We start from the raw sequence: 23859 nt of genomic DNA, 5'->3' as shown, positions 1-23859 counted from the left end.
GCACGTCGCGTGCGAAGGGGTCGCATCCATCCGTGCGCGGGCTCGCACCGCGCGGACATGCTGGCAGGCAGGTGCGCATTGGGCGTCGTCGTTTCCCTCGATGAGAGTCGCTCCGATCCGGAAAGCGCACTGAACGATCTCGTCGCCCTCGTCGCGGGCGGCATGGAGCGGGTCAACACCCAGATCTTGTCGCGGACGGGATCGGCCGTCACGATGATCCCGGAAGTCGCGCAGCACCTGATCGCCTCGGGCGGCAAGCGCTTGCGGCCGATCCTGACGCTGGCGAGCGCCGATCTCTGCGGCTATGCAGGCGGCGACGGTGCCGTGAAGCTCGCGGCCAGCGTCGAGTTCATGCACACGGCGACATTGCTGCACGACGACGTCGTCGACGAGAGCGACATGCGCCGCGGCCGGGTCGCCGCCCGCATCAAGTGGGGCAACGAGGCCAGCGTCCTCGTCGGCGATTTCCTGCTGGGGCAGGCCTTCCGGATGATGGTGGAGGTCGGCTCGCTCCGTGCCCTCGACATCCTGTCATGTGCCGCCACGGTGATCGCCGAAGGCGAGGTGATGCAGCTCACCGCCGCCAAGAACACCGAGACGAGCGAGGACGAGTATCTTGCGGTGATCCGTGCCAAGACCGCCGAGCTCTTCGCCGCCGCCTGCGAAGTCGGCCCGGTTCTGGCCGATCGCCCGCGTGCCGAGCAGGCCGCCTGCCGCTCCTACGGCATGAACCTCGGCATCGCCTTCCAGCTCGTCGACGACGTACTCGATTACGGCGGTACCAGCGCCAGCCTCGGCAAGAACGTCGGCGACGATTTTCGCGAGGGCAAGATCACCCTTCCGATCGTGCTCGCCTTCCGGCGCGGATCCGACGAGGAGCGTGTGTTCTGGCGCCGCACGCTGCAGGACGGCGACGTCAACGAGGGCGACCTCGAAACGGCCCTCGCCATTCTGCGCCGCCACCGCGCGTTGGAAGATACCACCGAGCGCGCCCGCCATTACGGGGCCATGGCGCGCGATGCCTTGGCGCTGTTTCCGAATGGTCCGGTGAAGTCGGCGCTGCTGCAGGTCGTCGATTTCTGCATCGCGCGCGCGCACTGACGGGCGGGATCAGCTTAACGTCGTCGGCTCGACCCACCAGCTTGGCCGGGCCGAGCGGACCTTGTCTGCCGCCCGAGTCGCCGCCGCCTCATCCGAAAAGATCGCGAACACCGTCGCGCCCGAGCCCGACATCCGCGCGAGCCGGCAGCCCGGCTGATCGCGCAACGCGGCGAGCGCATCGCCGATCATCGGCGCGACGGTAAGGGCAGGAGCCTCAAGATCGTTGCGGGCCGGCGTGATCGCGGCGAGGACTCCCTCGGCGTCGAGGCCGCGCGCGATCACCGGATGCTTGGCACCCGGCAGCGTTTCGCCGACTGCCAGCCCGAGCGCCTTGAAGACCGGCGGCGTCGCCACGGCGACACCGGGATTGATCAGCAGGGCCGGCAGCGGGGCGAGACCAAGCGCCGTCCCGATCTCCTCGCCGGCACCCCGCATCATCCGCGCCCGCGGATCGAGACAGACCGGTACGTCGGCGCCGGCCGAGCGTGAAGCCGCGACGATCGCCGGATGATCGAGGGGCAGATCGTTGAGCTCCGCGAGCAGGCGCAGGGCCGCCGCCGCATCCGACGAGCCCCCGCCGATGCCTGCGGCCACCGGCAGGCGCTTGTCGAGGCTGAAAGCACCGACCCGCAGCGACGGCACGCCCGCAGCCAGGTGCCGGGCGGCGCGCAGCACGAGATTGTCGTCGGTGGGGCCGGCCGTGCCGGCCGTCGGACCGGAGACGTCCAGGGTCAGACGCTCGGCCGGCTCCAGCACCAGCGTGTCCCCGACGCCGGCGAATGCCACGAGGCTTTCGAGCGCGTGATAACCGTCACCCGCACGTCGACCGAGGACATGGAGCGTCAGGTTGATCTTGGCCGGGGCGAGGGTGGTGAGGGCGGTCACGGATTGCTACTGCAGCGTCTCGATACGAAGCGCGGCCATAGGCGACTGCGCTGGAGGCTGCAAGCGAACGGCAGCGCGCGACTAGCCGCCCGGCTTCTTATCCGCCGAACCCGGAGGCTCGCTCGGGGCCGGTGCGCCCTTCGGCAGTTCCGGGTTCTCCGCATTGTGCGGAGCGGCAACCGGGGCCGGGGTCTGCTCGGCCGGGTTGGGCGGGTTTTCGGCGGTGACCGCCGGCTTCTCCGGTTCGGGCAGTCCGTCCTTGAGCTTGACGTTGATCTTGGCGAGGTCGTCCGGCTCGGGGTTCAGGTCCTTGGCGTGCTGCCATTGGAACTTGCCTTCGAGGCGGCGGCCGGTACGCCAATAGGCGTCGCCGAGATGGTCGTTGATGGTCGGATCGCCGGGCTTCAGCTCGACGGCTTTCTCCAACTCGCGCACCGCGTCGTCCCAACGGCCGAGGCGGAAATAGGCCCAGCCGAGGCTGTCGATGATCATGCCATCGCGGGGCGACAGGTCGACGGCCTGCTTCAGCATCTTGAAGCTGTCGTCGATGTTCATGTTCCGGTCGACCCAGGAATAGGCGAGGTAGTTCAGCACCTGAGCGCGGGCGTTCGGCTGCGTCGGCGGCAGCAGCGACAGCGCCTTCTGGAGGTCCGCCTCGGCCTTCTGCCACTCGCCGGCGCGCTCGTAGGCGGTGCCGCGGAAGTAGAACAGCGTCCAGTAGCTGCCCTCCTGCTCGGGGCCGATCAGCTTGATCGCGCGGCTGTAGGTTTCGGCGGCTTCCGCGAACTTCTTTCGCGAGCGCTGCACGTTGCCAAGCGCCGAGATCACGTCGACGTTGTCGGGATGAGCCTTCTGGACGGCGTCGAGATGCTGGATCGCCTCCTCGCCCTTGCCCATCTGCTCGAGGTTCAACCCGATCTGGATGTCGGCGTTGAGCTTGAGCGGGGACGTGGCCGGAATCTGCGCGTAAGCCTCGTTCGAACGCTCGGCCTGCTTCATCCGGTCGAGGGTGTCGGCCAATGTCAGGCGGGCGACGCCGTGCTCGGGATTCAGGTAGAGGGCGAGCCGCAGGTAGACCACGGCCGGCAGTTCGTCGCCTTGCGTCGAGCCGGCGGAGCCGAGCCCGTAGAGGACCTCCGAAGCACCTTCCTGGGCGGTGACGATGAGTTGGCCGAGGGGCTTGCCCGCCTTCAGCTTGTCGAGGGCGTCGGTCACGATCGGGTGGCGCGGCAGCACCTTCTCGAAGTCGGAATAGGCCTGGATGGCGAGATCGGTGCGTCCGGCGGCGGCCTCGAAACGGGCATAGCCGTCGACGATGCGGAGCGTGTTGTGGTCGGCATCGTAAGCGGCCTTGAGGCGACGCTCGGCCTCGGCCTTGTCCCCGACGAGGTTGGCGATCAGCCCGGCATGGTAGTCGCGGAAAACGTTGAAGTAGCGCTCGCCGCGCAGCTTGTTCACGGTGTCGAGCGCCCGCTTGCCGTCGTTGGCGCCGGCATAGGCCCAGGCAGTGAGCAACGTCGCGGTCAGGTCGGCGGCGGCGCCCTTGCCGCTGCGGCCGAAGCTCTGGCGCGCGGCGGCGTATTGTCCGGCCTTGAGCTGGCGCACACCGAGCGAAAGCTGCGCGAGCCCGCTCGCCCCATCGCGGGTCGAAAGCCGCTCGGCAGCCCGGAACGCATCGGTCATCGAGCCGTCGGCGAGCAGCGACACGAAGGCGCGTTCGAGCAGCTCGGCGTTGCGCGGATCACCCTTCACCGCCTCGCGGTAATAGCTCGCGGCGGCCGTCGTGTCCTTGGAAGCGCCGGCGATGTAGGCCGAGAGGAAGTTGCCTTCCAGGGACTCGGCCGGCTCGTACTCGGAGAGTGGCGCGGATTCGCGCGGCTGCGCCGCCATCGCCGGCATGCCGAGCGTTGCCGAGGAGACGAGGAGGAGGGCGAGCGCCGGACGGGTCCGGCGGTGGGCGGCGTTTCCGTTCATGGTCACCAGTCACGGCTCCTTCGCGCCCGGCCGAGCGGCCGGCGCCGATGTGGCGGGGGACACTAATCCCTTCCGCCGTCACCGCAAGCCATGCGCGAGCGGCGAAAGGATGGCGCGGGAGCCCCCGCGCCGATCCCGCCCGCGCTCCTTCTCAGAGGTTCGTGTAGTTCGGCCCGCCCGGCCCCTCCGGGGTCTCCCAGTTGATGTTCTGGTTCGGGTCCTTGATGTCGCAGGTCTTGCAGTGGACGCAGTTCTGGGCGTTGATCTGGAAGCGCACGCCGTCGCTGGCTGAGGCGTCCTGCACCCACTCGTAGACGCCGGCCGGGCAGTAACAGCCCGAAGGCCCACCGTACACGTCGTGCTCGGACGTCTTCTGAAGCGTCATGTCCTTGACCTTGAGATGGACCGGCTGATCCTCCTCGTGGTTCGTGTTGGACAGGTACACCGACGAGAGCCGATCGAAGGTGATCTTGCCGTCGGGCTTCGGGTACTTGATCGGCTCGACCTCGGAGATCGGCTTGAGGCAGGCATGATCCGGCTTGCCGTGCTTCAGCGTGCCGAAGACCGAGGCGTTCAGCAGTGAGTTCGTCCAGAGGTCGAGACCGCCGAGGCCGACCCCGATCATGGTCCCGTAGCGCGACCAGAGGGGCTTCATGTTGCGCACCGGCTTGAGATCGCGCCCGATCTCGCTGTCGCGCCAGCCCTGGTCGTAGACCGTGAGTTCGTCGCCCTGGCGACCGGCCTGGAGCGCGGCGGCGATGGCCTCCGCCGCCTGGATGCCGGAATGGATCGCGTTGTGCGAGCCCTTGATGCGCGGCACGTTCACGAAGCCGGCGGAATCGCCGACGAGGCAGCCGCCGGGAAAAACGAGCTTCGGCACCGACTGCCAGCCGCCTTCCATGATCGCGCGGGCGCCGTAGCCGATGCGCTTGGCGCCCTCGAACACGTCGCGGATCATCGGGTGCGTCTTGAAGCGCTGGAATTCCTCGAACGGCGAGAGCGTGGGGTTCTCGTAGTTCAGATGCGTGACGAAGCCGACCGAGAGCAGGTTGTCGTCGAAATGATAGAGCCAGGAGCCGCCGCCGGCCTTGTTCGGCAGCGGCCAGCCCATGGTGTGCTGCACCAGGCCCGGCTCGAATTTTTCGGGTTTGAGCTGCCAGAGCTCTTTGACCCCCAATCCGTACTTCTGGTGGTCGCTGTCCGCGTTCAGCTTGAACCGGTCGATCAGCGTCTTGGTGAGCGAACCCCGCGCGCCCTCGCCGAACACGACGTATTTGCCCGCCAGCTCCATGCCGCGGGTGAAGTCGTCGCGCGGCTCGCCGCTGCGGGCAATGCCGAGATCGCCCGTGGCGACGCCGGTGACCGCGCCCCTGTCGTCGTAGAGTACCTCCGAGGCCGGGAAGCCCGGATAGATCTCGACGCCCAGCGCCTCGGCCTGGACGCCCAGATACTTCGTGAGGTTCGAGAGCGAGCCGACGAAGTTGCCGTGGTTCGACATCATCTTCGGGAAGAAGGCGTTCGGCATCTTGAGGCCGCTATGGGCCGTCAGGAACATGAACTCGTCGCGCTGGACCGCGGTCTTCAGCGGCCGCTCGGGGTCGTCGCGCCACTCGGGCAGCAGTTGATCGAGACCGGTCGGGTCGATCACGGCTCCGGACAGGATATGCGCGCCGACCTCGGAGCCCTTCTCCACGACGACGACGTTGATCTCTTCGCCCTTCTCGGCGGAGATCTGCTTCAGGCGGATCGCGGTGGCGAGGCCGGCCGGCCCCGCGCCGACGACCACGACGTCGAAGTCCATGCCCTCGCGTTCCGGCAACGCCATCCTGTTTCCTCCAAGGCCTCGTTGAGCGCCCACGGACCCTGGCGGCAAAGCCGGGGGCGGGCGCATATGCTCAAGATGTCTCTCAACCCATTCCAAACTAGGAACGCAAGTCGGCTCTGGTAGAAGAGGCATCTCCGTGGCCGGGACGGTGCACGGCAAAAGGTCTCGGTAGGCGATGGATCAGTCACCGTTGTCCACAGCCCTCGATCGCGCCACATCACCGGAATGACGTTTCCCGCCACCGGCCAAGACGATCTGATCGCGTTGCTCGACTTCCATGTGGAGTCGGGCGTCGACATCGCGCTGGACGAAGCGCCGCATGACCGTTTTTCGGAGATCGACGCGCCGCCGCCGGCCCGCGAGATGCCGATCGAACCGAGGCGGGCGGCTCCTGCCGACGACAGGTCCGAGCCTCGGCGCGAGCCGTTGCGCGGACGGGAGCCGCCGCCGGAGCCGAGGTCGGCGGCACCGCGCACCTTCGGCGGCTCGGCCTCCGCCAAGCCCGGAGAAGCTGCGGGTGATGCGCGCGCCAAGGCGGCGGAGACGGCCTCGCTCGACGAGCTCGAAGCGCTGCTGCGCGATTTCGAGGGCTGCGGCCTGCGCTTCACCGCGAAGAATCTCGTCTTCGCCGACGGCAATCCGCAGGCGCGGGTGATGTTCGTGGGCGAGGCTCCGGGCGCCGACGAGGACCGCATCGGCAAGCCGTTCATGGGCCGCTCCGGCCAGTTGCTCGACCGGATGATGGCGGCGATCGGGCTCGACCGGTCGAGCGCCTACATCGCCAACATCGTGCCCTGGCGGCCGCCGGGAAACCGCAACCCGACCCCGCAGGAAGTGGCGATCTGTCGGCCGTTCGTCGAACGCCAGATCGCGTTGGTCGATCCGGAGATCCTCGTGTGTCTCGGCGCGCCCTCGACGCAAACGCTGACGGGTACGAAGGACGGCATTCTGAAAGCGCGCGGTCGCTTCTATCCCTATCGCTTGCCGGACGGCCGCGAGATCAGGGCTCTCGCGACGTTGCACCCGGCCTATCTACTGCGGCAGCCGGTGCAGAAGCGGCTTGCCTGGCGCGATTTCCGGGCGCTGAAGACGGCGCTCGACGGGGTGAAATGATACGCTGCCGGTATTGAAGCGGAACCGTATTTTTCCGCCGATCATTCTGTAGGGCAGACGCCGGCCTCGCCCCGGCGCACAGGCACGGGACGAGACCGCGATGCGTTGGGAAGACTTTCGGAGCTCGGACAACGTCGAGGACCGTCGCGGCGAAGGCGGTGGCGGCATGGGCTTTCCAGGCGGCGGGGCCGGCGGCCTCGGCATCGGCACCATCGTGATTCTGTGCATCATCGGCTGGGTCACGGGCATCAACCCGGCCGTCCTGATCGGCGGCTACTCGCAGGTCACCGGTGGCGGCGGCAGCCAGCGCGAAGAGCGGGCAGACCCGGACACGCAGGCGAAGCGCCGTCAGGCCCCGACCGATCAATCTGGCAAGTTCGCCGCCGCGATCCTCGGCAACACCGAGGACGTCTGGAAGGAGATTCTGCCGAACCAGACCGGCAAGCAGTACACCACCACGACGATGGTGCTGTACCAGGGCGGCACCCGCTCGGGCTGCGGCGATGCGCGCGCGGCCATGGGGCCGTTCTACTGCCCGATCGACAAGAAGGTCTATCTCGACACGGGCTTCTTCAAGGAGATGGAGCAGAAGTTCAAGGTGAAGGGCGACTTCGCCTACGCCTACGTCATCGCCCACGAGGTTGGACATCACGTCCAGGACGTGCTCGGCATCCTCGGCAAGGTTCAGGGCCGCCAGCAGGCCGCGGGCGGTAACACGCCGGAGGCCAACAAGCTGTCTGTGCGCGTCGAGCTGATGGCCGATTGCCTCGCCGGCGTCTGGGCCAAGAACTCGAACGACAAGTGGAATGCTCTCGAACCGGGCGACATCCAGGAAGCCATGAACGCCGCCAGCGCCATCGGCGACGACAAGCTGCAGGAGCAGGCCCAGGGCTACGCCGTGCCCGACAGCTTCACCCACGGCTCGTCGGAGCAGCGCATGCGCTGGTTCATGACCGGCTACAAGAGCGGACAGACGAAGAGCTGCGATACGTTCCGGGCGGCGCGGGGGTGAAACTCGGCCCCGGAGCTCGAGCCATGAAGCTTGTCTGCAGTTCGCCGACGTCCCCATATGGCACGGGCTAAGTCAGACCCTTCCGAAAGCGGGGGCTCAGGCGCGGGCCTGTGGCGGACTTACCGACCGTCACCGCCGAAAGGCCGGGCAAGTTCGTGCGAAGGGAGGTACCTCAGTGTGATCGGGATACCGATCTTGACGATCACGGTGAGCACAAACGCCAGAGCTGCCGCAAGCTACTCCACACGCGCCCACCCCTGCGGCATCAGCCGCTCCTGCGGCCTGAACCGGGCCTTGTAGTCCATCTTCCGCGAGCCCTCGACCCAGTAGCCGAGGTAGAGGTATGGCAGCCCCATCTCCTGCGCGCGGCGGATGTGGTCGAGGATCATGAAGGTACCGAGGGAGCGCGCGGCTTCGTCCGGCTCGTAGAACGAGTAGACCATCGACAGGCCGTCGGCGAGCACGTCGGTCAGGCAGACCGCGACCGGCGCGCCGCGTCCACGGCCGTGGATGGCGCTATCCGGACCGCGGCGCTTGTAGACCACGAGATGCGTGTCGACGTGGCTGTCCTCGATCATCATGGCGTAATCGAGCACGGTCATGTCGACCATGCCGCCGTCGCCATGGCGGGCGTCGAGGTAGCGGCGAAACAGGGCGTATTGCTCGGACGCCGGCCGGTTCGATTCCGGCGTGCCGATGAGATCGGCGTTGCGCTGCAGGATCCGCTTCTGGCTGCCGGTCGGCTGGAAGGCGTCGACGATCACACGCACCGAGATGCAGGCGCGGCAGGTCTCGCAGGCCGGGCGGTAGGCGATGGTCTGCGAGCGGCGAAAGCCGCCCTGGGTCAAAATCTCGTTCAGGTCCCGTGCCCGCCGCCCGACGAGATGCGTGAACACCTTCCGCTCCTCCTGGCCCTCGAGATAGGGGCAGGGGGAGGGGGCCGTGAGGTAGAATTGCGGTGTGTCGCGCGGATGACTCGTCACGCCGATCGTTGCCTGGGGTCAGCCGGAGCGGGGCCTTCTAGCGCTCTCGGCGGAGTGTAACGGCATCCCCGCGCCGCTCAATGGGCTTCGTGACGCGCCCTGCGTTTTGAATGCACAAATCGCTGGCTATCCTTCAGGCCCGCACCACCGCGAGCCCGAGGATCACGTCGTGGCCGAGGCGGCGGTCCGGCCGCAGCAGGCCGAACACGACGTCGACGCACCAGAGCAGGAAGGTCGAGATCGCCACGTAGAACAGGAGCGCGTGGATCGCCGCCGTCAGCATGTCCACCCGCGTCCCGCTCTCCGGCGCCACCACCCGCAGGCCGAGCATCCGCATGCCCCAGGTGCTCTGCCGCGATCCGCCGACGGTGATCGCGCTGTAGAGGATGCCGCTGGCCGGCAGCACCGCGAACAGCGTCCAGCCGAAGCCGAAGGTCAGGACGCCGATCACCGCGATGACCGTGGCGAGGATCGCCGTGAACAGGAAGATGAAGGCGATGTCGAACAGATAGGCGACGCAGCGCCCGCCGAGGCTCGCCCGCACATAGGGAACGGGCGGCAGCGCGCCGGGATAGCCCGTGTTGTCGTAGCGTTCCGCGTAACCGGGCTGGGGGTTCGACATGGCCTTGGCTCCGGGATCAAACTGCCCATTGGAAATGGTGTGCAGTGCCGATGGCGCCAAGGGCCTTCGTTGCTCAGCGGCTTCCCGGGTCCGCTGCAGCCGCCTCCGGCGTATCGAGGTAGTAGTGCCGGAGCAGGTAGACCGAAGCGCCGTTGAGCGGACCGGACTCGGTCGCAATCGCGTCGAGGCTCGACCCGGGGCCGAAGCTGCAGACGATCCAGCGGGCCTTCGACGATGTGTCCGGGCTGCCGGCGAGGCGGTAATCGACGCGGATGCTGTCGGGTGCCGAGGCGCTGCCGATGCGCAGCAGCGACACCACTGCATCCTTCGGCACGAGTGCCGGCACGGCACGGCGGCAGACCGTCGCCCTGCGTTCGTCGAGGCTGCTGCCGCAACTCGTCAGGGCGGACAGCAGGACGACGGCGAGGCCTGCCATCGGCCCAACCCGAAAAGTATCACGCACCGGCGCGCAGGCGCTCCGCGATGCGCACGGCGTAGTAGGTCAGCACGCCGTCGGCGCCGGCGCGCTTGAAGGCGAGGAGGCTCTCGGTCATGGCGCGTTCGCCGTCCAGCCAGCCGTTGCGGGCGGCCGCCTCGATCATCGCGTACTCGCCGGAGACCTGGTAGGCGAAGGTCGGTACCCCGAAGGCGTCCTTCACCCGGCGTATGATGTCGAGATAGGGCATTCCGGGCTTCACCATCACCGAGTCGGCGCCCTCGGCAAGATCCAGTGCCACTTCGCGCAGGGCCTCGAGGCCGTTGCCGGGGTCCATCTGATAGGTGCGCTTGTCGCCGACCAGGGCGGCCTTGGTGCCGATGGCGTCCCGGAACGGACCGTAGAAGGCGCTGGCGTACTTCGCGGCGTAGGCCATGATCTGGACGTCGCGAAAGCCCGCCTTGTCGAGGCCGGTGCGGATGGCGCCGACGCGGCCGTCCATCATGTCGGAGGGCGCGATGATGTCGGTCCCGGCCTCGGCCTGAATCAGGCTCTGCTCGACCAGCAGCGCCACGGTCTCGTCGTTGAGGATCGCCCCGTCCTGGATGAGCCCGTCATGGCCGTGACTCGTATAGGGGTCGAGCGCCACGTCGGTCATGATGCCGATTTCCGGCACCGCCTTCTTCACCGCCCGCACTGCACGGCAGACGAGGTTTTCGCGATTCAGGGCCTCCGAGCCGGTCGGATCCCGAAGCGCCGGGTCGGTATAGGGAAACAGCGAGATCGCGGGGATGCCGAGGCGGGCGGCCATCTCGGCGTCGCGCACGACCTCGTCGACGCTGCGGCGCTCGACGCCGGGCATCGAGGCGATCGGTTCGCGCCGGCCCTGACCCTCGATCACGAAGAGCGGCCAGATCAGGTCGTCCACGCCGACCGTGTGCTCGCGCACCAGCCTGCGCGACCAGTCGGCCTTGCGGTTGCGGCGCGGACGCTGGGTGAGGCTCAGCGCGCTCGCTCCCGGTGCCGCATCGCGCGCGGACTCGACGGCGAGCGGGCGCGGTTCGTTCGACATCGACGACGGCTCCGGGGACGGGCGCTTCATGCGAGCTCTAGGCTCGGAGGAGCGCCCTAGCACATCCGAAATCCGTCTAAAAACCGGGCGTCGATCATTTCGCCGTGTCGGATCCGCGCCGGCCCGCCCGTCCTGGGATCATACAAGGCCGCCGGAGACTGGAGCCCGCCATGACGCTGACCCTCCACGCACACCCGTTCTCGTCCTATTGCTGGAAGGCGATGATCGCCCTCTACGAAGCCGGGACGCCGTTCGAGACGGTGCTGCTCGACCAGTCCACCTTCGGCGCCCTGAAGGCGATCTGGCCGCTCGGAAAATTTCCGGTGCTCGTCGATGCGGCGCGTGGTGCGACCATTCCGGAGGCCAGCATCATCATCGAGTATCTCGACCGGCATTACCCCGGTCGGGCGAGGATGCTGCCGGACGATCCGGATGCCCGGCTCGACGTGCGCCTCCTCGATCGCTTCTTCGACAACTACGTCTCGACGCCGCAGCAGAAGATCGTGGCGGATCGCATGCGTCCCGAGGGCGAGCGGGACCCGAGAGGGGTCGCCGATGCCCATGAGCTGCTCGGCACCGCCTATCGCTGGCTCGACGCGCGGATGGCGCAGCGCGAATGGGCGTCGGGCGACGCCTTCAGCCTGGCCGATTGCGGAGCCGGACCCTTCCTGTTCTACGCCGACTGGGTCCGCCCGATCGACACGGACCATCCGCATCTCGTGGCGTATCTCGCCCGTCTGCGCGCGCGGCCTTCCGTTAAGCGGACTGTGGACGGGGCGCGGCCCTACCGCCATCTGTTTCCGGGCGGCGTCCCGGATCACGCGGATTAGGCCCGCCGAAGCCGCGGTTCACCTTGACGGAGCGGGGGCCGGTCCCCTATAGCCTCGCGCCTTCAACTGGACTCCGCTGGACTTCATCGAATTCACGCGCGGGTTTTTCGGATGGTCGGCTCACGCCGATCGTTCCGTGAAACGAGCCGGCGCTTTTCATGTTCGCGGAACGATACGGGATACACGTCATGTCGCGCCGCTGCGAACTCACGGGCAAAGCCGTGCAGGTCGGCCACCTCGTCAGCCACTCGAATCACAAGACCAAGTGCCGGTTCCTGCCGAACCTGTGCAACGTCACGCTCACGTCGGACGCTCTCAACCGCCGCGTCCGCCTGCGCGTCACCGCCCACGCGCTCCGCTCGGTCGAGCACCGCGGCGGCCTGGACGCCTTTCTCGTGAAGGCCCGCGAGATCGAGCTGTCGCAGACCGCGAAGCTCCTCAAGCGCGAGATCCAGAAGAAGCTCGGCGAGACCGCTGCCGCAGAGCCCGCCGCGGCCTGACCGCACCGTGCCGCGGCTACGCCGCCGGCACTCCTGCTTCGTCCCGACCTCGACAGCCGCCGGGCACCCCGCGCATCGGCGGTTTCGTCATGTCTTCCCTATGCCGCATCGCTTTTGCCGCGAGCCGCGCCGGACTTCGCGGAATGACGCCCGGCCATGACCGCGCTCACGCTCGTCATTCCGATCTTCGGCCTCGTGGTGATCGGCTGGCTCGCTGCGATCACCGGACTGCTCTCCGAGCGTGTCAGCGAGGGCCTCTCGGAGTACGTCTTCGCCATCGCGGTGCCGGCGCTGATCGTCGCGACGTTGACCCGGCCAGGGATGAACGGCGAGATCGCCTGGGGCTACTGGTTCAGCTATTTCGGCGGCGCGGCCATCGCCTGGGCGGCCGGTTCGCTCATCGGCATCCGGCGCGAGGGTGTCGAGCGGAGGGGGGCGATCCTGCACGGCTTCGCGGCCAGCCAATCGAACACGATCTTCGTCGGCGTGCCGATGATCCTGCAGGCCTATGGCGAGGCCGGCGCCTTCCCCCTCTTCATGCTGCTCGCCGTCCACCTGCCGCTGATGATGGGTGCAGCGACCTTCCTGATCGAGTCGGACGGCGAACGCTCACTCGGGACCCGGCTCAAGGGCCTCGGCCTCGTGCTCGTGAAGAACCCGATCTTTCTGGCGCTGGCCGCCGGCATGGCCCTGAAGGTGTTCGGCCTCGCTCCCACCGGCATGGCCAAGACGCTGATCGACGACCTCGGCAGCACCGCCTCGACCTGTGCCCTCATCGCCCTCGGCGCCGGCCTGACCCGCTACCGCGTGCTTCATGATCTCCCCGGCGCGAGTATCGTCGCTGCATTGAAGCTCGGACTGCACCCGCTCGCGGTTTGGCTATTGGCCTTCCACGTCTTCTCGATGCCGCCGGCTTATGCCGGCGTCGCGGTGCTGTTCGCGGCGATGCCCGTCGGGATCAACGCGTATCTGCTCGCGGCCCGCTACCGGACCGAGCAGGGGCTCGTGGCGGCCTCGGTGCTCGTCTCGACGCTGGCGGCGGCCGGAACGACGATCGGGTGGCTGATGGTGCTCGGGAAAGGCTGACGCCTAACGCCGCCCTCCGGCAACCCTCGCAGGCCGCCGCGGCGACGGTGCCCCTACGGCATCCTCTTCGAACAGCTCCGCGAGCTTCTCCGTCATCGCCCCACCGAGCTCTTCCGCGTCGATGATCGTCACAGCGCGGCGATAATACCGCGTCACGTCGTGGCCGATACCGATTGCCAGCAACTCGACCGGTGAGCGTGTCTCGATCTCCTCGATCATCCAGCGCAGGTGGCGCTCCAGATAGTTGCCGGGGTTCACCGACAGCGTCGAATCGTCGACCGGGGCACCGTCCGAGATCACCATCAGGATCTTGCGCTGCTCGGGGCGTCCGAGCAGGCGGCGGTGCGCCCAGTCGAGGGCCTCGCCGTCGATATTCTCCTTCAGCAGCCCCTCGCGCATCATCAGCCCGAGATTCTTGCGGGCGCGGCGCCAGGGAGCATCTGCGGATTTGTAGATGATGTGGCGCAGGTCGTTCAGCCGGCCGGGGGAGGGTGGCTTGCCACCGGCGAGCCAGGCCTCGCGCGATTGCCCGCCCTTCCAGGCACGCGTGGTGAAGCCTAGAATCTCGACCTTGACGCCGCAGCGCTCCAGCGTGCGGGCGAGGATGTCGGCGCAGGTCGCGGCCACCGTGATCGGCCGGCCTCGCATCGAACCCGAATTGTCGAGGAGCAGCGTCACCACCGTATCGCGAAAATTCGTGTCCTTCTCCTGCTTGAAGGAGAGAGGCTGAAACGGGTCGATCACCACGCGAACGAGCCGGGCCGGGTCGAGCTGGCCCTCTTCGAGATCGAAGTCCCAGGCGCGGTTCTGCTGGGCGAGCAGACGGCGCTGCAGACGGTTGGCGAGCCGCCCTACGACGCCCTGGAGATGGGCGAGCTGCTTGTCGAGATAGGTGCGCAGGCGCGAAAGCTCGTCGGCGTCGCAGAGGTCCTCGGCGTCGATCTCCTCGTCGAAACGCGGATTGTAGACCTTGTACTCGGGACCGCGCGGCTCGCTGGCGCGCGGGCTCGGCGGACGCATGGATTCGGAGGCCTGCTCCGATTCGGAATCCTCGGCCTCGTCCGGCAGCTCGCCCGAGGGCGCGTCGGCGTCCTCGGTGGCGCCGTCCTCCATGTCGTCGGAGGAGTCGTCGGTGATCTCGATTTCGGCGCGGTCGCCCTGCGACTGCTCCTCGGCCTCGCCCTCGCTCGGCTGCTGCTCGTCGTCCTGAGCTTCGGATTCATCCTCGTTGTCGTCATCCTCGGGATCGAACGGCGTCTCGTCCGCCATGTCGAGGGAGGTGAGCAGGTCGCGCACGGAGCGGGCGAAGGCGCGCTGGTTCTCCAGCGAACCCATCAACCCGTCGAGATCCTTGCCGGCTCGCTCCTCGATGTGCTCCCGCCAGAGGTCGACGATCTTGCGAGCCGCGACCGGGGGGCGCTGGCCTGTCAGGCGCTCACGCACCATCAGCGCGACGGCATCCTCCATCGGTGCGTCGGCCCGGTCGGTGATGTCCTCGTACTTGCCGCCGCGGTGGTAGCGGTCCTCCAGCATCGCCGTGATGTTCGAGGCGACGCCGGCCATGCGGCGCGAGCCGATCGCCTCGACTCGAGCCTGCTCGACGGCATCGAAGACAGCGCGGGCGGAGGCGTTCTCGGGCGCCAGACGGCGGTGGACGCCGACATCGTGGCAGCCGAGCCGGAGCGCCATCGAATCCGAATGGCCACGCAGGATCGCCACGTCTTCGGCCGACAGCTTGCGGGCCGGCTCCGGTAGGCGGGCCTTGTCGCCGAGGAGCGCCGGACGGTCGCTGGCGTAGGTGACCTCGATCTCGGAACGCCGCGCGATCGCCCGCAGGCATCCGGCCACGGAGCGCTTCAGCGGCTCCGCGACGGGCTCGCGACGGTCGGCGGCCTTGCCGCGGTTGGGAATGGCCATGGGTTGTTAGCGTTTCACCGAGTCGAGGTCGAAGGGCCGCCCGAGGATGTCGTCCCAATCATAGGGGCAAGTCGGCGGAAACTCGTCGGGCGTCAGATGGGTCTCATCGGAAGCCCAGTCGCGGGCGTTGGGATAGGCCGCGTCGCGCGCCTCGCTCAAACGCGACTTGAGGCCCGGATTGAGCGCAAGGATACGCTCGTAGCGTCGGCGCTGTTCCCGGATCGCGTAGATCCAGCTCGGCGTGCGATGCTCGGGCTGCCGGTCCCATTTTAGCATGTGCATCAAGAGGACGCGCAGTGCGCTTTCGAGCTGATTGTACTGGGCCCGGCCCACGTCGCTGAGCTCCTCCGCGATGTTGTGCAGGTCGAGCGCCCCGACGTTACCGGCTTGCAGAAGAGCAACCTGCTCCTGCACCCACGTGTAGAGGTCGGCGTCATAGGCGGTACGGTTGTGTCCCGTCGCCGCCACACCCTGTCCCTCGTCCCTGCGAGCCGGTTCGGCCATGGCCGCCTCCGTGTCTCCTCAGCTCAGCGCCACGTTCACCGCGCTCTCCGGCAACTCCTTGCCGAACGCGCGCTGGTAGAATTCGGCGACCAGCGGACGCTCCAGCTCGTCGCACTTGTTCAGGAACGTGACGCGGAAGGCGAAGCCGATATCCTTGAAGATGTCGGCGTTCTCGGCCCAGGTGATCACCGTACGCGGGCTCATCACCGTCGAGAGATCGCCGTTGACGAAGGCGTTGCGGGTCAGGTCGGCCACGCGCACCATCCGGTTGACGAGATCCTTGCCCTGCTCGTTGCGGTAATGGACCGCCTTCGAAAGCACGATGTCGACCTCGCGGTCGTGCGGCAGGTAGTTCAGCGTCGTCACGATCGACCAGCGGTCCATCTGGCCCTGATTGATCTGCTGGGTGCCGTGATAGAGGCCGGAAGTATCGCCGAGGCCGACCGTGTTGGCCGTGGCGAACAGGCGGAAGGCCGGGTGCGGGCGGATCACGCGCTTCTGGTCGAGGAGCGTCAGCCGGCCCGAGACTTCGAGCACGCGCTGGATCACGAACATCACGTCGGGTCGCCCGGCATCGTACTCGTCGAACACGAGGGCGACGTTGTTCTGCAGCGCCCAGGGCAGGATGCCGTCCTGGAAGGCGGTGACCTGCTTGCCGTCCTGCAGGACGATGGCGTCCTTGCCGACGAGGTCGATGCGCGAGATGTGGCTGTCGAGGTTCACCCGCACGCAGGGCCAGTTCAGGCGCGAGGCGACCTGCTCGATATGCGTCGACTTGCCGGTGCCGTGATAGCCGGTGACCATGACGCGGCGGTTGCGCGCGAAGCCGGCCAGGATCGAGAGCGTGGTTTCGCGGTCGAAGATGTAATCCTCGTCGCGGTCCGGCACATGCTCCTCGGCCTCGGCGAAGGCCGGCACCTTCAGGTCGAGGTCGATGCCGAAGGCCTCGCGGACGGAGACTTCCCGGTCGGGAAGCGAGGCATAGGTGTCGTCAGAAAGCATGAAGGGCCTCTTCGGAACGCGGGCGCCGGCGAGATCTCGACGGTGCACGCATTCGCATGTGTTCGTTGGCATCCGCTCGGCTCTGGAAGGAGCCGCTGGATGGACGGGCTGCAGGCGTCATCCTTAGTCGCCGCGTCCGGCGAACGCCAAGGGGTCGAGCAGGATATAGTTCCCCGCCGGCCGATTGCCGCCCCTGTGCGGTCGCATCCTTCATGCCGTCAACGCGTAGGTTTTGCGCAACTCAGCAGAGGTTGGCGGCGCGCAGCACGTCGTGCGCGCGGATGATGTCGCGCAGGCGGTCCTCGAAGGAGCGGTCGCCGCCGTTGGCGTCGGGGTGGAAGCGTTTCACCAGGGTCTTGTACTGCGTCTTGATCGCTGCGGTATCCGCGGTCTCGTCGAGGCCGAGCACGTCGAGCGCCTTGCGGGCGGCGGGCGAGAGGCGCGGCCGCATCGGCTCGGGCGGCGCATGGCGCTCCTTGCCGGCGACGCCGGCCGCGCGCAGCACCCCGAGGGGATCGGCATAGGCCCAGTCGCGCTCGGTCTCGGGCTTCTTGCCGTCGGTGGGACGACCGCCGGCGCCCATCGCCCAAGTCGGACGATGGCCGATCACCGCGTCCTTCTGGAAGGCCTGGACGGCATCGTCATTCATGCCGTCGAAGTAGTTGTAGGAGGCGTTGTAGGCCCGCACGTGGTCGATACAGAAGCGGTGATACTCCCCCTCGTGCTTCCGGCCCTTGGGAGCACGATACAGGCCCGCATGGGTGCAGCCGGGTACCTCGCACAGCGCATCGCCCGTCGCGGTCTGGCCGGCCCCGGCCTTACCCGACGCTCTGCCCTTCGCCTTCGCAGAGCCCGGCTTCGGCTCGTCGCAGGTCGGCTTGATGCGGATGCTGTCGAACAGCGGCGAGTTGAGATCCATGACGACGCGATTATGAGGGGGCGTACCGGAGACACAAGCCCGGCGGGCCTGATGACGCATGCAGGGTTTCGGGGTTGACGCTCCAACCCGCCGGTCGGCCCCGAAACAGGTGGAGACAAAGCGATGAGCGGGCAGGGCACGCTGAAGGACTGGATCGGGCAGACGCTGCAGGCGGAGCTCACGCCGAGCTTCCTCGACGTGGTCGACGAGTCCCACCTCCACGCCGGCCATTCCGGTGCACGGCCGGAAGGCGAAACGCATTTCCGTCTTGATGTCGTTTCGTCGGTCTTCGAGGGCAAGAGCCGGATCGAGCGCCACCGCATCGTCAACGGCGCCCTCGCGCCGGCCTTCGCCCGCGGCCTGCATGCGCTGGCGCTGAAGGCCCGCACGCCGGCCGAAGCGGCCTGACCCCTTTCGATGGCGCTCCAGTGCACGCCTCAGATCGCCATCGACGAGGGTGAGCTCGAAGAGAACTTCGTGCGCGCCTCCGGGCCGGGCGGCCAGAACGTCAACAAGGTCGCGAGCGCCGTGCAGCTCCGGTTCGACGTGCGGCGCTCGCCCTCGCTGCCGAATGCGGTCGCCCTACGGCTGATGAAGCTCGCCGGCCGTCGCCTCACCGACGACGGCGTGATCGTGATCGACGCGCGCCAGCACCGGACCCAGGAGCGCAACCGGGCCGATGCCCGCGAGCGCCTCGCGGCGCTCGTCGCCGAGGCGTCGGTCCCTCCGAAGCCCCGTCGCCCGACGCAGCCGACGTTGGCTTCGAAGACGCGCCGGCTCGAAACCAAGAGCCGGCGCGGTGCCGTCAAGCGCCTGCGCGGGGACGCGGGCGGCGACTAATGGCCTATGCCCGTTGGGTGCTGGGCGGCGCGTCGGGATGCGCGTCGGGCTGCGGTGCGGTCTCGCTCGACACGTATTTGCTGCCGGGCAAAGCCAACGTCAGGCCGAGCGAAACGATCGCGAGGAAGGCGGCGAAGCCGGCGGGAAACAGGAAGGCCGTCTCCCCGTAGAGATGATGCAGGAAACCGCCGCCGATCGCCCCGCCGGTGAGTCCCGCCCAAAGCGGCGCCTGCAGCCAGAACGAGGGCGCCGGCTCGTGCAGCAGCATGTTGGCGAGGCCCGCACCGAAGCGAACCACCGTACCCGTGACGTAGGTCAGCGCGAGGCTTCGGCCGGCCTCGTCCTGCAGGGTCGCGTTCTGGATGCCGAGAGCCAGCACGATCGGGTAGGCATGGAGGGGGAAGGCATCGGAGCCCAGCGGTGCCAGCAGGCCGACCGCGAACAGTCCCGCCTGGATGATGAGCAACGTCGAGAGCCGCCAGCGGCCGGCCCAGGCCGCGATTAGCGTGCCGAGGAAGGCCCCGAAGCAGAACATCGCGATGACGCTGCCGAACCGCGTGGTTCCGGTCCAATCGAAGCTGCTCACCGAGACACCGAAGCGGGTGGTGTTGCCGCTCATGAACGACATGAAGAGCTGTGAGAATTCGAGGAAGCCGATCGAATCCGCGGCACCCGCCAGGGTTGCGAGTGCAACGGCGAACGGCACCCGTGTCGTCGCACTGGCAGGAAAGGCCTTCTCCGACATTCAACTCCTCCGATGAACTCTGCTCGAACTGGCTGCGGCCAAGCCTGCAAACGGCAGACGACGGCTATGGTTTCCCCGCCGAAAATAAAACTTCTGCGGGATTACGCAGCCAGGATTGATCGTGGGAAGCCGCGCGCTACCAGGGTTTGCGCAACACGGCGATCCGTCCGGGAACATCCTGGCCCCGCTCCTGCCGCACGGCCGCCGGCGGCATCGCGGCCAGGGTGAGGCCCGACTTGCTCGCCGCCGCGCGCAGATGGACGTCGCCATGGGCATAGCGCCCATCCGATCCGAGCACCACGTCCGGGCCGTCCTGCGATTGCACCGACACGAGGGCCAGCGCCCCGGGCCGCAGGACGCGACCGATCCCGGTGAAGACGGGGCGTAGATCCGGCAGGTAGATCATGACGTCGGCCGCGACGACAAGGTCGGTGCTCACCGGCGGCTCGTCGGCGAGGAACGCCGTCAACTCGCCTTCGCAGAGCCGCGCGTAGGATCCGCTGCGCCGCGCCAGCGCGAGCATGGCGGGCGAGAGGTCGATGCCGGTGAGATGCGCCACGCGGCCGGCGAGCGCCTTGCCCATCAGCCCCGTGCCGCAGCCGAGATCGAGCCCGGTCGCGAAGCGGGCAGGCGCGTCGGGCAACGCATCGAGTGCGGCGACGATCAGGTCCGGACCGCGGTAGCCGAGGCCGTCGACGAGATGGCGCTCGAACCGTGGGGCGTAGCCGTCGAATAGTGCCCGCACATAGGCCGGCGTGATCGCCGCCAGCACGTCACCCATGCCCAGCCCGGCGAGGTGGAGGCGCGCCCCGAGCGTGTCGTCGGGATCGATATCGAGCGCACAGGCATAGGCCGAACGGGCCGCCTGTTCGTCGCCGGCCTCGCCGGATGTCGCGAACCGGGCTTCCCGCGCCCGTCCGAGCAGGAACCAGGCGGGCGCATAATGCGGCGCGAGCTCCAGGGCCTGCTCGGCCATCTCGACGGCCGCCTGCGCGTCGCCTTCGGCGAGACAATCCTGCGCATAGGCGAAGCGGCGGTCGGCCAGTAGTTCGCCGGACGAATGGTGGCGGGACATGATGACCGGGACGGGGTGCTGCGTGGGTTGCGCCCCCTATATCCGCCTCGATGCCGATCAGCGCCTCCGAATTGCTCACCCTCACGCGGGAGGGCCTGTATTGCCCGCTGGGGCGCTTTCACGTCGATCCGACTTGGCCGGTGGAGCGCGCGCTGATCACGCACGGCCATGCAGACCACGCCCGCTCGGGTCACGGCCACGTCCTCGCTACGCCTGAGACCCTGCGGATCATGGCCGTGCGTTACGGCGCGGACTTCTGCCGGACGCGGCAGGAGGCGCGGCTCGGCGATGAAATGCGGGTCGGCGACGTGACGCTCCGCTTCGCGCCGGCGGGCCACGTGCTGGGTTCGGCTCAGGTGGCTATCGAGAAGGATGGCAAGCGCATCGTGGTGTCGGGCGACTACAAGCGCGCGTCCGATCCGACCTGCCTGCCGTTCGAGGTGGTGCCCTGCGACGTCTTCATCACGGAGGCGACCTTCGGGCTGCCGGTGTTCACGCATCCCGATACACGGGGCGAAGTCCGCAAGCTGATCGACTCCGTGAAACTGTTTCCCGAGCGCGCCCACATCGTCGGCGCCTACGCGCTGGGCAAGGCGCAGCGGGTCATGGCGCTCCTGCGGGAGGAGGGCTGGGACCGGCCGATCCACCTGCATGGCGCGATGGAGAAGCTCACCGAGCTCTACAAGCAGGAGGGTATCGCTCTCGGCGACACGCCGAAGGTCGCCGCCGCAGACCGCAAGGACCTGCACGGCGCCATCGTGATCTGCCCGCCCTCCTCCATTCAGGACGTCTGGTCCCGCAAGTTTCCCGATCCCGTCACCGCCTTCGCCTCGGGCTGGATGCGGGTGCGCGCCCGCGCCCGCCAGAAGGGCGTCGAGCTGCCGCTGGTGATCTCCGACCATTCCGACTGGCCCGACCTCTGCCGCACCATCCGCGACACCGGAGCCGAGGAGGTCTGGGTGACCCACGGCCAGGAGGACGCGCTGGTGCATTGGTGCGGGACGCAAGGCATCAAGGCGAAGCCGCTGCACTTGCTCGGGTATGGCGACGACGGCGAGGCGGAGCCCGATCCGGCGCAGGCCGCAGAGACGGCCGAGGCCTCGGCATGAACCGCTTCGCCCATCTCCTCGACCGCCTCGCCTACGAGCCGGGTCGCAACGCCAAGCTGCGCCTGCTGCAGGATTTCTTCGCGAGCACGCCGGACCCGGAACGTGGCTTCGCGCTCGCGGCGATGACCGGCGGGCTGACGTTTCGCGAGGCCAAGGCCGGCATGATCCGCGGGCTGGTGGAGGAGCGGATCGATCCGGTGCTGTTCCGGCTCTCGCACAACTACGTGGGTGATCTGGCGGAGACGGTGGCGTTGATCTGGCCCACCCCCACCGTCATTCCGGGGCGGCGCGAAGCGGCGAAGCCGGAATCCACGACTGGGGGCAACGTCTCCCATTCATCCGTCGCATCACGGGTGGATTCCGGGTTCTCGCCGTTGGCGAGCCCCGGAATGACGGGAGAGGGGAGCAGGTCGGGTGCTGGGATCGGCCACAACAACCCACCGCCCCACGTTCCGACCCTCTCCGAGGTCGTCGAAACCCTCGCCACCACCGCCAAAAAAGACCTGCCGAACCACCTCGCCGACTGGCTCGACGCCCTCGACGAGACCGGGCGCTGGGCGCTGCTGAAGCTCGTCACGGGCAATCTGCGCGTCGGCGTTTCGGCGCGGCTCGCCAAGACCGCCGTCGGGGCGCTGGGCGGGCACGAGGCGGATGCGATCGAGGAGGTCTGGCACGGGCTGGAGCCGCCCTATGCCGGGCTGTTCGCCTGGGTCGAGGGCCGGGCCGAGCAGCCGGAGACTCTGAATCCGGCGCCGTTCCGGCCGCCGATGCTCTCGCACCCGATCGAGGAGGAAGCGGACCTCCAAAAACTCGACCCGCAGGCCTTCTCGGCCGAGTGGAAGTGGGACGGCATCCGCGTGCAGCTCGCCGGTGGCCGCGACCGGGAGGGCGACCACGTCGCCAAGGTCTATTCGCGCACCGGCGAGGACATCACCGGCGCGTTCCCGGATCTCGCCGAGGCGGTCACCTTCGAGGGGGCGATCGACGGCGAATTGCTGATTCTCCGCGATGCGCGCGTGCAGAGCTTCAATATTTTGCAGCAGCGGCTCAACCGGAAGGCCGTCACGCCGAAACTTCTGGAAGAATTCCCGGCCCACGTCCGCGCCTACGATATCTTTGGCAAGGACGGCGAAGACCTGCGCTCGCTGCCCTTCGCCGAGCGGCGCCAAGCCTTGAAAAAACTCATCGAGCAGCTCGATCACGCGCGGATCGACCTCTCGCCGATCGTACCCTTCGCGACGTGGGATGAGCTCGCAGCAGCTCGGGCCGATCCGGCCTCGGCGGGGGCCGGCGCCGATGCCGACGCGATCGAGGGGGTGATGCTGAAGCGCATCGATAGCGCCTACCAGCCAGGCCGCCCCAAGGGCCCGTGGTGGAAGTGGAAGCGCGAGCCCTTCGTCGTCGATGCGGTGATGATGTACGCCCAGCGCGGACACGGAAAGCGCTCGTCCTTCTACTCGGACTACACGTTCGGATGCTGGCGCGAGGGGCCGGGTGGCGCGGACGAGCTGGTCCCGGTCGGAAAAGCCTATCACGGCTTCACCGACGCCGAACTGCAGAAGCTGGACCGCTACGTTCGCAACAACACGCAAAAGCGCTTCGGTCCGGTGCGCGAGGTCGCCCATGGCCGGGATGCCGGCCTCGTGCTGGAGATCGCCTTCGAGGGCGTGCAGCGCTCGACCCGGCACAAGTCGGGCGTTGCCATGCGCTTCCCGCGGGTCAGCCGCATCCGCTGGGACAAGCCCCCCGCGGAGGCCGATCGGGTCGAGGCACTGGAGCGGATCCTGGAACGCGGCGAGCGCGGGATCGCGCCGGGCGCGACAGTGGAGACGGAGTCATGAGGCGGGCAGGCAGGATTGGCGCGGTCGAGGGCTTTGCGAGCGGCCCCGTGATCCGACAGGCGAGCGCCCGGCTGACCGTCTCTACGCCGGGTCAGGGTTTCACGGAGATCACCGGCGCGGTCGCCGCCTTCGTCCGCGAGAGCGGCCTGCAGTGCGGCCTCGTCACAGTGTTCTGCCGGCACACCTCAGCCTCGCTCACCATTCAGGAGAATGCCGACCCGGACGTTCAAACCGATCTACTTACGGCGCTCGACAGCCTCGCGCCACGCGACGCCGGATATGTCCATGGAATGGAAGGGCCGGACGATATGCCGGCACACATCCGGACGATGGTGACGGATTCCTGCTTGACCGTGCCGCTGATCGACGGGCGGCCTGCGCTCGGGACCTGGCAGGGGATCTATCTGATCGAGCACCGCGATCGAGCGCATCGGCGGGAGATCGTCTTGAGTGCAATCGGCGCGTGAG

The 23859-nt window shown here is 68.0% G+C and carries 24 protein-coding genes; 11 read left to right on the top strand and 13 right to left on the bottom strand.

Annotation, left to right across the window (positions count from 1 at the left end):
- Positions 1 to 78: 78 nt before the first annotated feature.
- Positions 79 to 1101 (top strand): polyprenyl synthetase family protein, encoded by a 1023-nt coding sequence (locus tag MHA02_RS00870; RefSeq protein WP_170248952.1) that lies wholly within the window; start codon positions 79 to 81, stop codon positions 1099 to 1101.
- 9 nt (positions 1102 to 1110) lie between these two features.
- Here MHA02_RS00870 and MHA02_RS00865 read toward each other — a convergent pair whose 3' ends face one another.
- The 3 genes from MHA02_RS00865 to MHA02_RS00855 form a co-directional block, all read right to left on the bottom strand.
- Complete coding sequence (locus tag MHA02_RS00865) at positions 1111 to 1986, bottom strand: 4-(cytidine 5'-diphospho)-2-C-methyl-D-erythritol kinase (RefSeq protein WP_147076082.1); 876 nt, start codon at positions 1984 to 1986, stop codon at positions 1111 to 1113.
- 81 nt (positions 1987 to 2067) lie between these two features.
- Positions 2068 to 3960, bottom strand: coding sequence for a tetratricopeptide repeat protein (locus tag MHA02_RS00860; protein ID WP_147076145.1), 1893 nt, complete (start codon positions 3958 to 3960; stop codon positions 2068 to 2070).
- Between the two features lie 151 nt (positions 3961 to 4111).
- Entirely contained in the window at positions 4112 to 5785 is a 1674-nt protein-coding gene (locus MHA02_RS00855) for an electron transfer flavoprotein-ubiquinone oxidoreductase (protein WP_147076081.1), read from the bottom strand.
- Positions 5786 to 6010: 225 nt separating this feature from the next.
- Here MHA02_RS00855 and MHA02_RS00850 point away from each other — a divergent pair, with 225 nt between their 5' ends.
- Together MHA02_RS00850 and ypfJ are read left to right on the top strand one after the other, a co-directional pair.
- Positions 6011 to 6898, top strand: coding sequence for a uracil-DNA glycosylase (locus MHA02_RS00850; RefSeq protein ID WP_147076080.1), 888 nt, complete (start codon positions 6011 to 6013; stop codon positions 6896 to 6898).
- 100 nt (positions 6899 to 6998) lie between these two features.
- Entirely contained in the window at positions 6999 to 7910 is a 912-nt protein-coding gene (gene ypfJ / locus MHA02_RS00845) for a KPN_02809 family neutral zinc metallopeptidase (RefSeq protein ID WP_147076079.1), read from the top strand.
- Between the two features lie 236 nt (positions 7911 to 8146).
- Here ypfJ and MHA02_RS00840 read toward each other — a convergent pair whose 3' ends face one another.
- The 4 genes from MHA02_RS00840 to hemB all read right to left on the bottom strand — a co-directional run bounded on the left by MHA02_RS00840 (position 8147) and on the right by hemB (position 11023).
- The gene (locus MHA02_RS00840; RefSeq protein ID WP_147076078.1) at positions 8147 to 8893 is read right to left on the bottom strand and encodes an arginyltransferase; all 747 of its coding nucleotides are present in this window, start codon (positions 8891 to 8893) and stop codon (positions 8147 to 8149) included.
- A gap of 133 nt (positions 8894 to 9026) precedes the next feature.
- Positions 9027 to 9515: an RDD family protein gene (locus MHA02_RS00835; RefSeq protein WP_147076077.1), complete on the bottom strand. Its 489-nt coding sequence runs from the start codon at positions 9513 to 9515 to the stop codon at positions 9027 to 9029.
- Between the two features lie 73 nt (positions 9516 to 9588).
- Entirely contained in the window at positions 9589 to 9951 is a 363-nt protein-coding gene (locus MHA02_RS00830) for a hypothetical protein (protein ID WP_147076076.1), read from the bottom strand.
- Positions 9952 to 9970: 19 nt separating this feature from the next.
- Positions 9971 to 11023, bottom strand: coding sequence for a porphobilinogen synthase (gene hemB / locus MHA02_RS00825; RefSeq protein WP_147076075.1), 1053 nt, complete (start codon positions 11021 to 11023; stop codon positions 9971 to 9973).
- Between the two features lie 170 nt (positions 11024 to 11193).
- Between hemB and MHA02_RS00820 the strand changes: the two genes are divergently transcribed.
- The 3 genes from MHA02_RS00820 to MHA02_RS00810 all read left to right on the top strand — a co-directional run bounded on the left by MHA02_RS00820 (position 11194) and on the right by MHA02_RS00810 (position 13439).
- Entirely contained in the window at positions 11194 to 11853 is a 660-nt protein-coding gene (locus MHA02_RS00820; RefSeq protein ID WP_147076074.1) for a glutathione S-transferase family protein, read from the top strand.
- A gap of 188 nt (positions 11854 to 12041) precedes the next feature.
- Positions 12042 to 12353, top strand: coding sequence for a 50S ribosomal protein L28 (gene rpmB / locus MHA02_RS00815; RefSeq protein ID WP_147076073.1), 312 nt, complete (start codon positions 12042 to 12044; stop codon positions 12351 to 12353).
- Positions 12354 to 12509: 156 nt separating this feature from the next.
- On the top strand, positions 12510 to 13439 hold the full coding sequence (locus MHA02_RS00810; RefSeq protein WP_147076072.1) for an AEC family transporter: 930 nt from the start codon (positions 12510 to 12512) through the stop codon (positions 13437 to 13439).
- Positions 13440 to 13442: 3 nt separating this feature from the next.
- On the opposite strand, the gene cobT is transcribed toward MHA02_RS00810, so the two are convergent.
- The 4 genes from cobT to MHA02_RS00790 form a co-directional block, all read right to left on the bottom strand.
- Positions 13443 to 15356, bottom strand: coding sequence for a cobaltochelatase subunit CobT (gene cobT, locus MHA02_RS00805; RefSeq protein WP_147076071.1), 1914 nt, complete (start codon positions 15354 to 15356; stop codon positions 13443 to 13445).
- Positions 15357 to 15362: 6 nt separating this feature from the next.
- Positions 15363 to 15860, bottom strand: coding sequence for a DUF29 domain-containing protein (locus MHA02_RS00800; protein ID WP_147076070.1), 498 nt, complete (start codon positions 15858 to 15860; stop codon positions 15363 to 15365).
- An 18-nt stretch (positions 15861 to 15878) separates the two neighbouring features.
- Positions 15879 to 16862 (bottom strand): cobaltochelatase subunit CobS, encoded by a 984-nt coding sequence (cobS, locus tag MHA02_RS00795; RefSeq protein ID WP_147076069.1) that lies wholly within the window; start codon positions 16860 to 16862, stop codon positions 15879 to 15881.
- 241 nt (positions 16863 to 17103) lie between these two features.
- Positions 17104 to 17781 carry a J domain-containing protein gene (locus tag MHA02_RS00790; RefSeq protein WP_147076144.1) on the bottom strand — a complete coding sequence of 226 codons (678 nt, stop codon included), beginning with the start codon at positions 17779 to 17781 and terminating at the stop codon, positions 17104 to 17106.
- Between the two features lie 123 nt (positions 17782 to 17904).
- On the opposite strand from MHA02_RS00790, the gene MHA02_RS00785 reads away from it, so the two are divergent.
- Positions 17905 to 18189, top strand: a complete 285-nt coding sequence (locus MHA02_RS00785; protein WP_147076068.1) for a BolA family protein — start codon at positions 17905 to 17907, stop codon at positions 18187 to 18189.
- A 9-nt stretch (positions 18190 to 18198) separates the two neighbouring features.
- Positions 18199 to 18621, top strand: a complete 423-nt coding sequence (gene arfB / locus MHA02_RS00780; RefSeq protein ID WP_147076067.1) for an alternative ribosome rescue aminoacyl-tRNA hydrolase ArfB — start codon at positions 18199 to 18201, stop codon at positions 18619 to 18621.
- Positions 18622 to 18625: 4 nt separating this feature from the next.
- Here the strand turns inward: arfB and MHA02_RS00775 are convergent, their stop codons facing one another.
- Complete coding sequence (locus MHA02_RS00775) at positions 18626 to 19366, bottom strand: YoaK family protein (RefSeq protein ID WP_147076066.1); 741 nt, start codon at positions 19364 to 19366, stop codon at positions 18626 to 18628.
- A gap of 136 nt (positions 19367 to 19502) precedes the next feature.
- A complete protein-coding gene (locus MHA02_RS00770; protein ID WP_147076065.1) occupies positions 19503 to 20441 on the bottom strand; it encodes a class I SAM-dependent DNA methyltransferase in 939 nt (312 codons plus the stop codon).
- 50 nt (positions 20442 to 20491) lie between these two features.
- Between MHA02_RS00770 and MHA02_RS00765 the strand changes: the two genes are divergently transcribed.
- From MHA02_RS00765 to MHA02_RS00755, 3 genes are read left to right on the top strand one after another with little or no spacing between them, the layout of a single operon-like run.
- Positions 20492 to 21550, top strand: a complete 1059-nt coding sequence (locus tag MHA02_RS00765; protein WP_147076064.1) for a ligase-associated DNA damage response exonuclease — start codon at positions 20492 to 20494, stop codon at positions 21548 to 21550.
- Entirely contained in the window at positions 21547 to 23391 is a 1845-nt protein-coding gene (locus tag MHA02_RS00760) for a cisplatin damage response ATP-dependent DNA ligase (RefSeq protein ID WP_147076063.1), read from the top strand. Before MHA02_RS00765 ends, MHA02_RS00760 begins: the two co-directional genes overlap by 4 nt.
- Positions 23388 to 23858 (top strand): secondary thiamine-phosphate synthase enzyme YjbQ, encoded by a 471-nt coding sequence (locus MHA02_RS00755; RefSeq protein WP_147076062.1) that lies wholly within the window; start codon positions 23388 to 23390, stop codon positions 23856 to 23858. Before MHA02_RS00760 ends, MHA02_RS00755 begins: the two co-directional genes overlap by 4 nt.
- Position 23859 lies beyond the last annotated feature (1 nt).

The organism is Methylobacterium haplocladii (genome assembly GCF_007992175.1).
Lineage (GTDB): Bacteria > Pseudomonadota > Alphaproteobacteria > Rhizobiales > Beijerinckiaceae > Methylobacterium > Methylobacterium haplocladii.
Note: the sequence above shows the minus strand (reverse complement) of the source record. Positions and strands in the feature narration are given on the sequence as shown.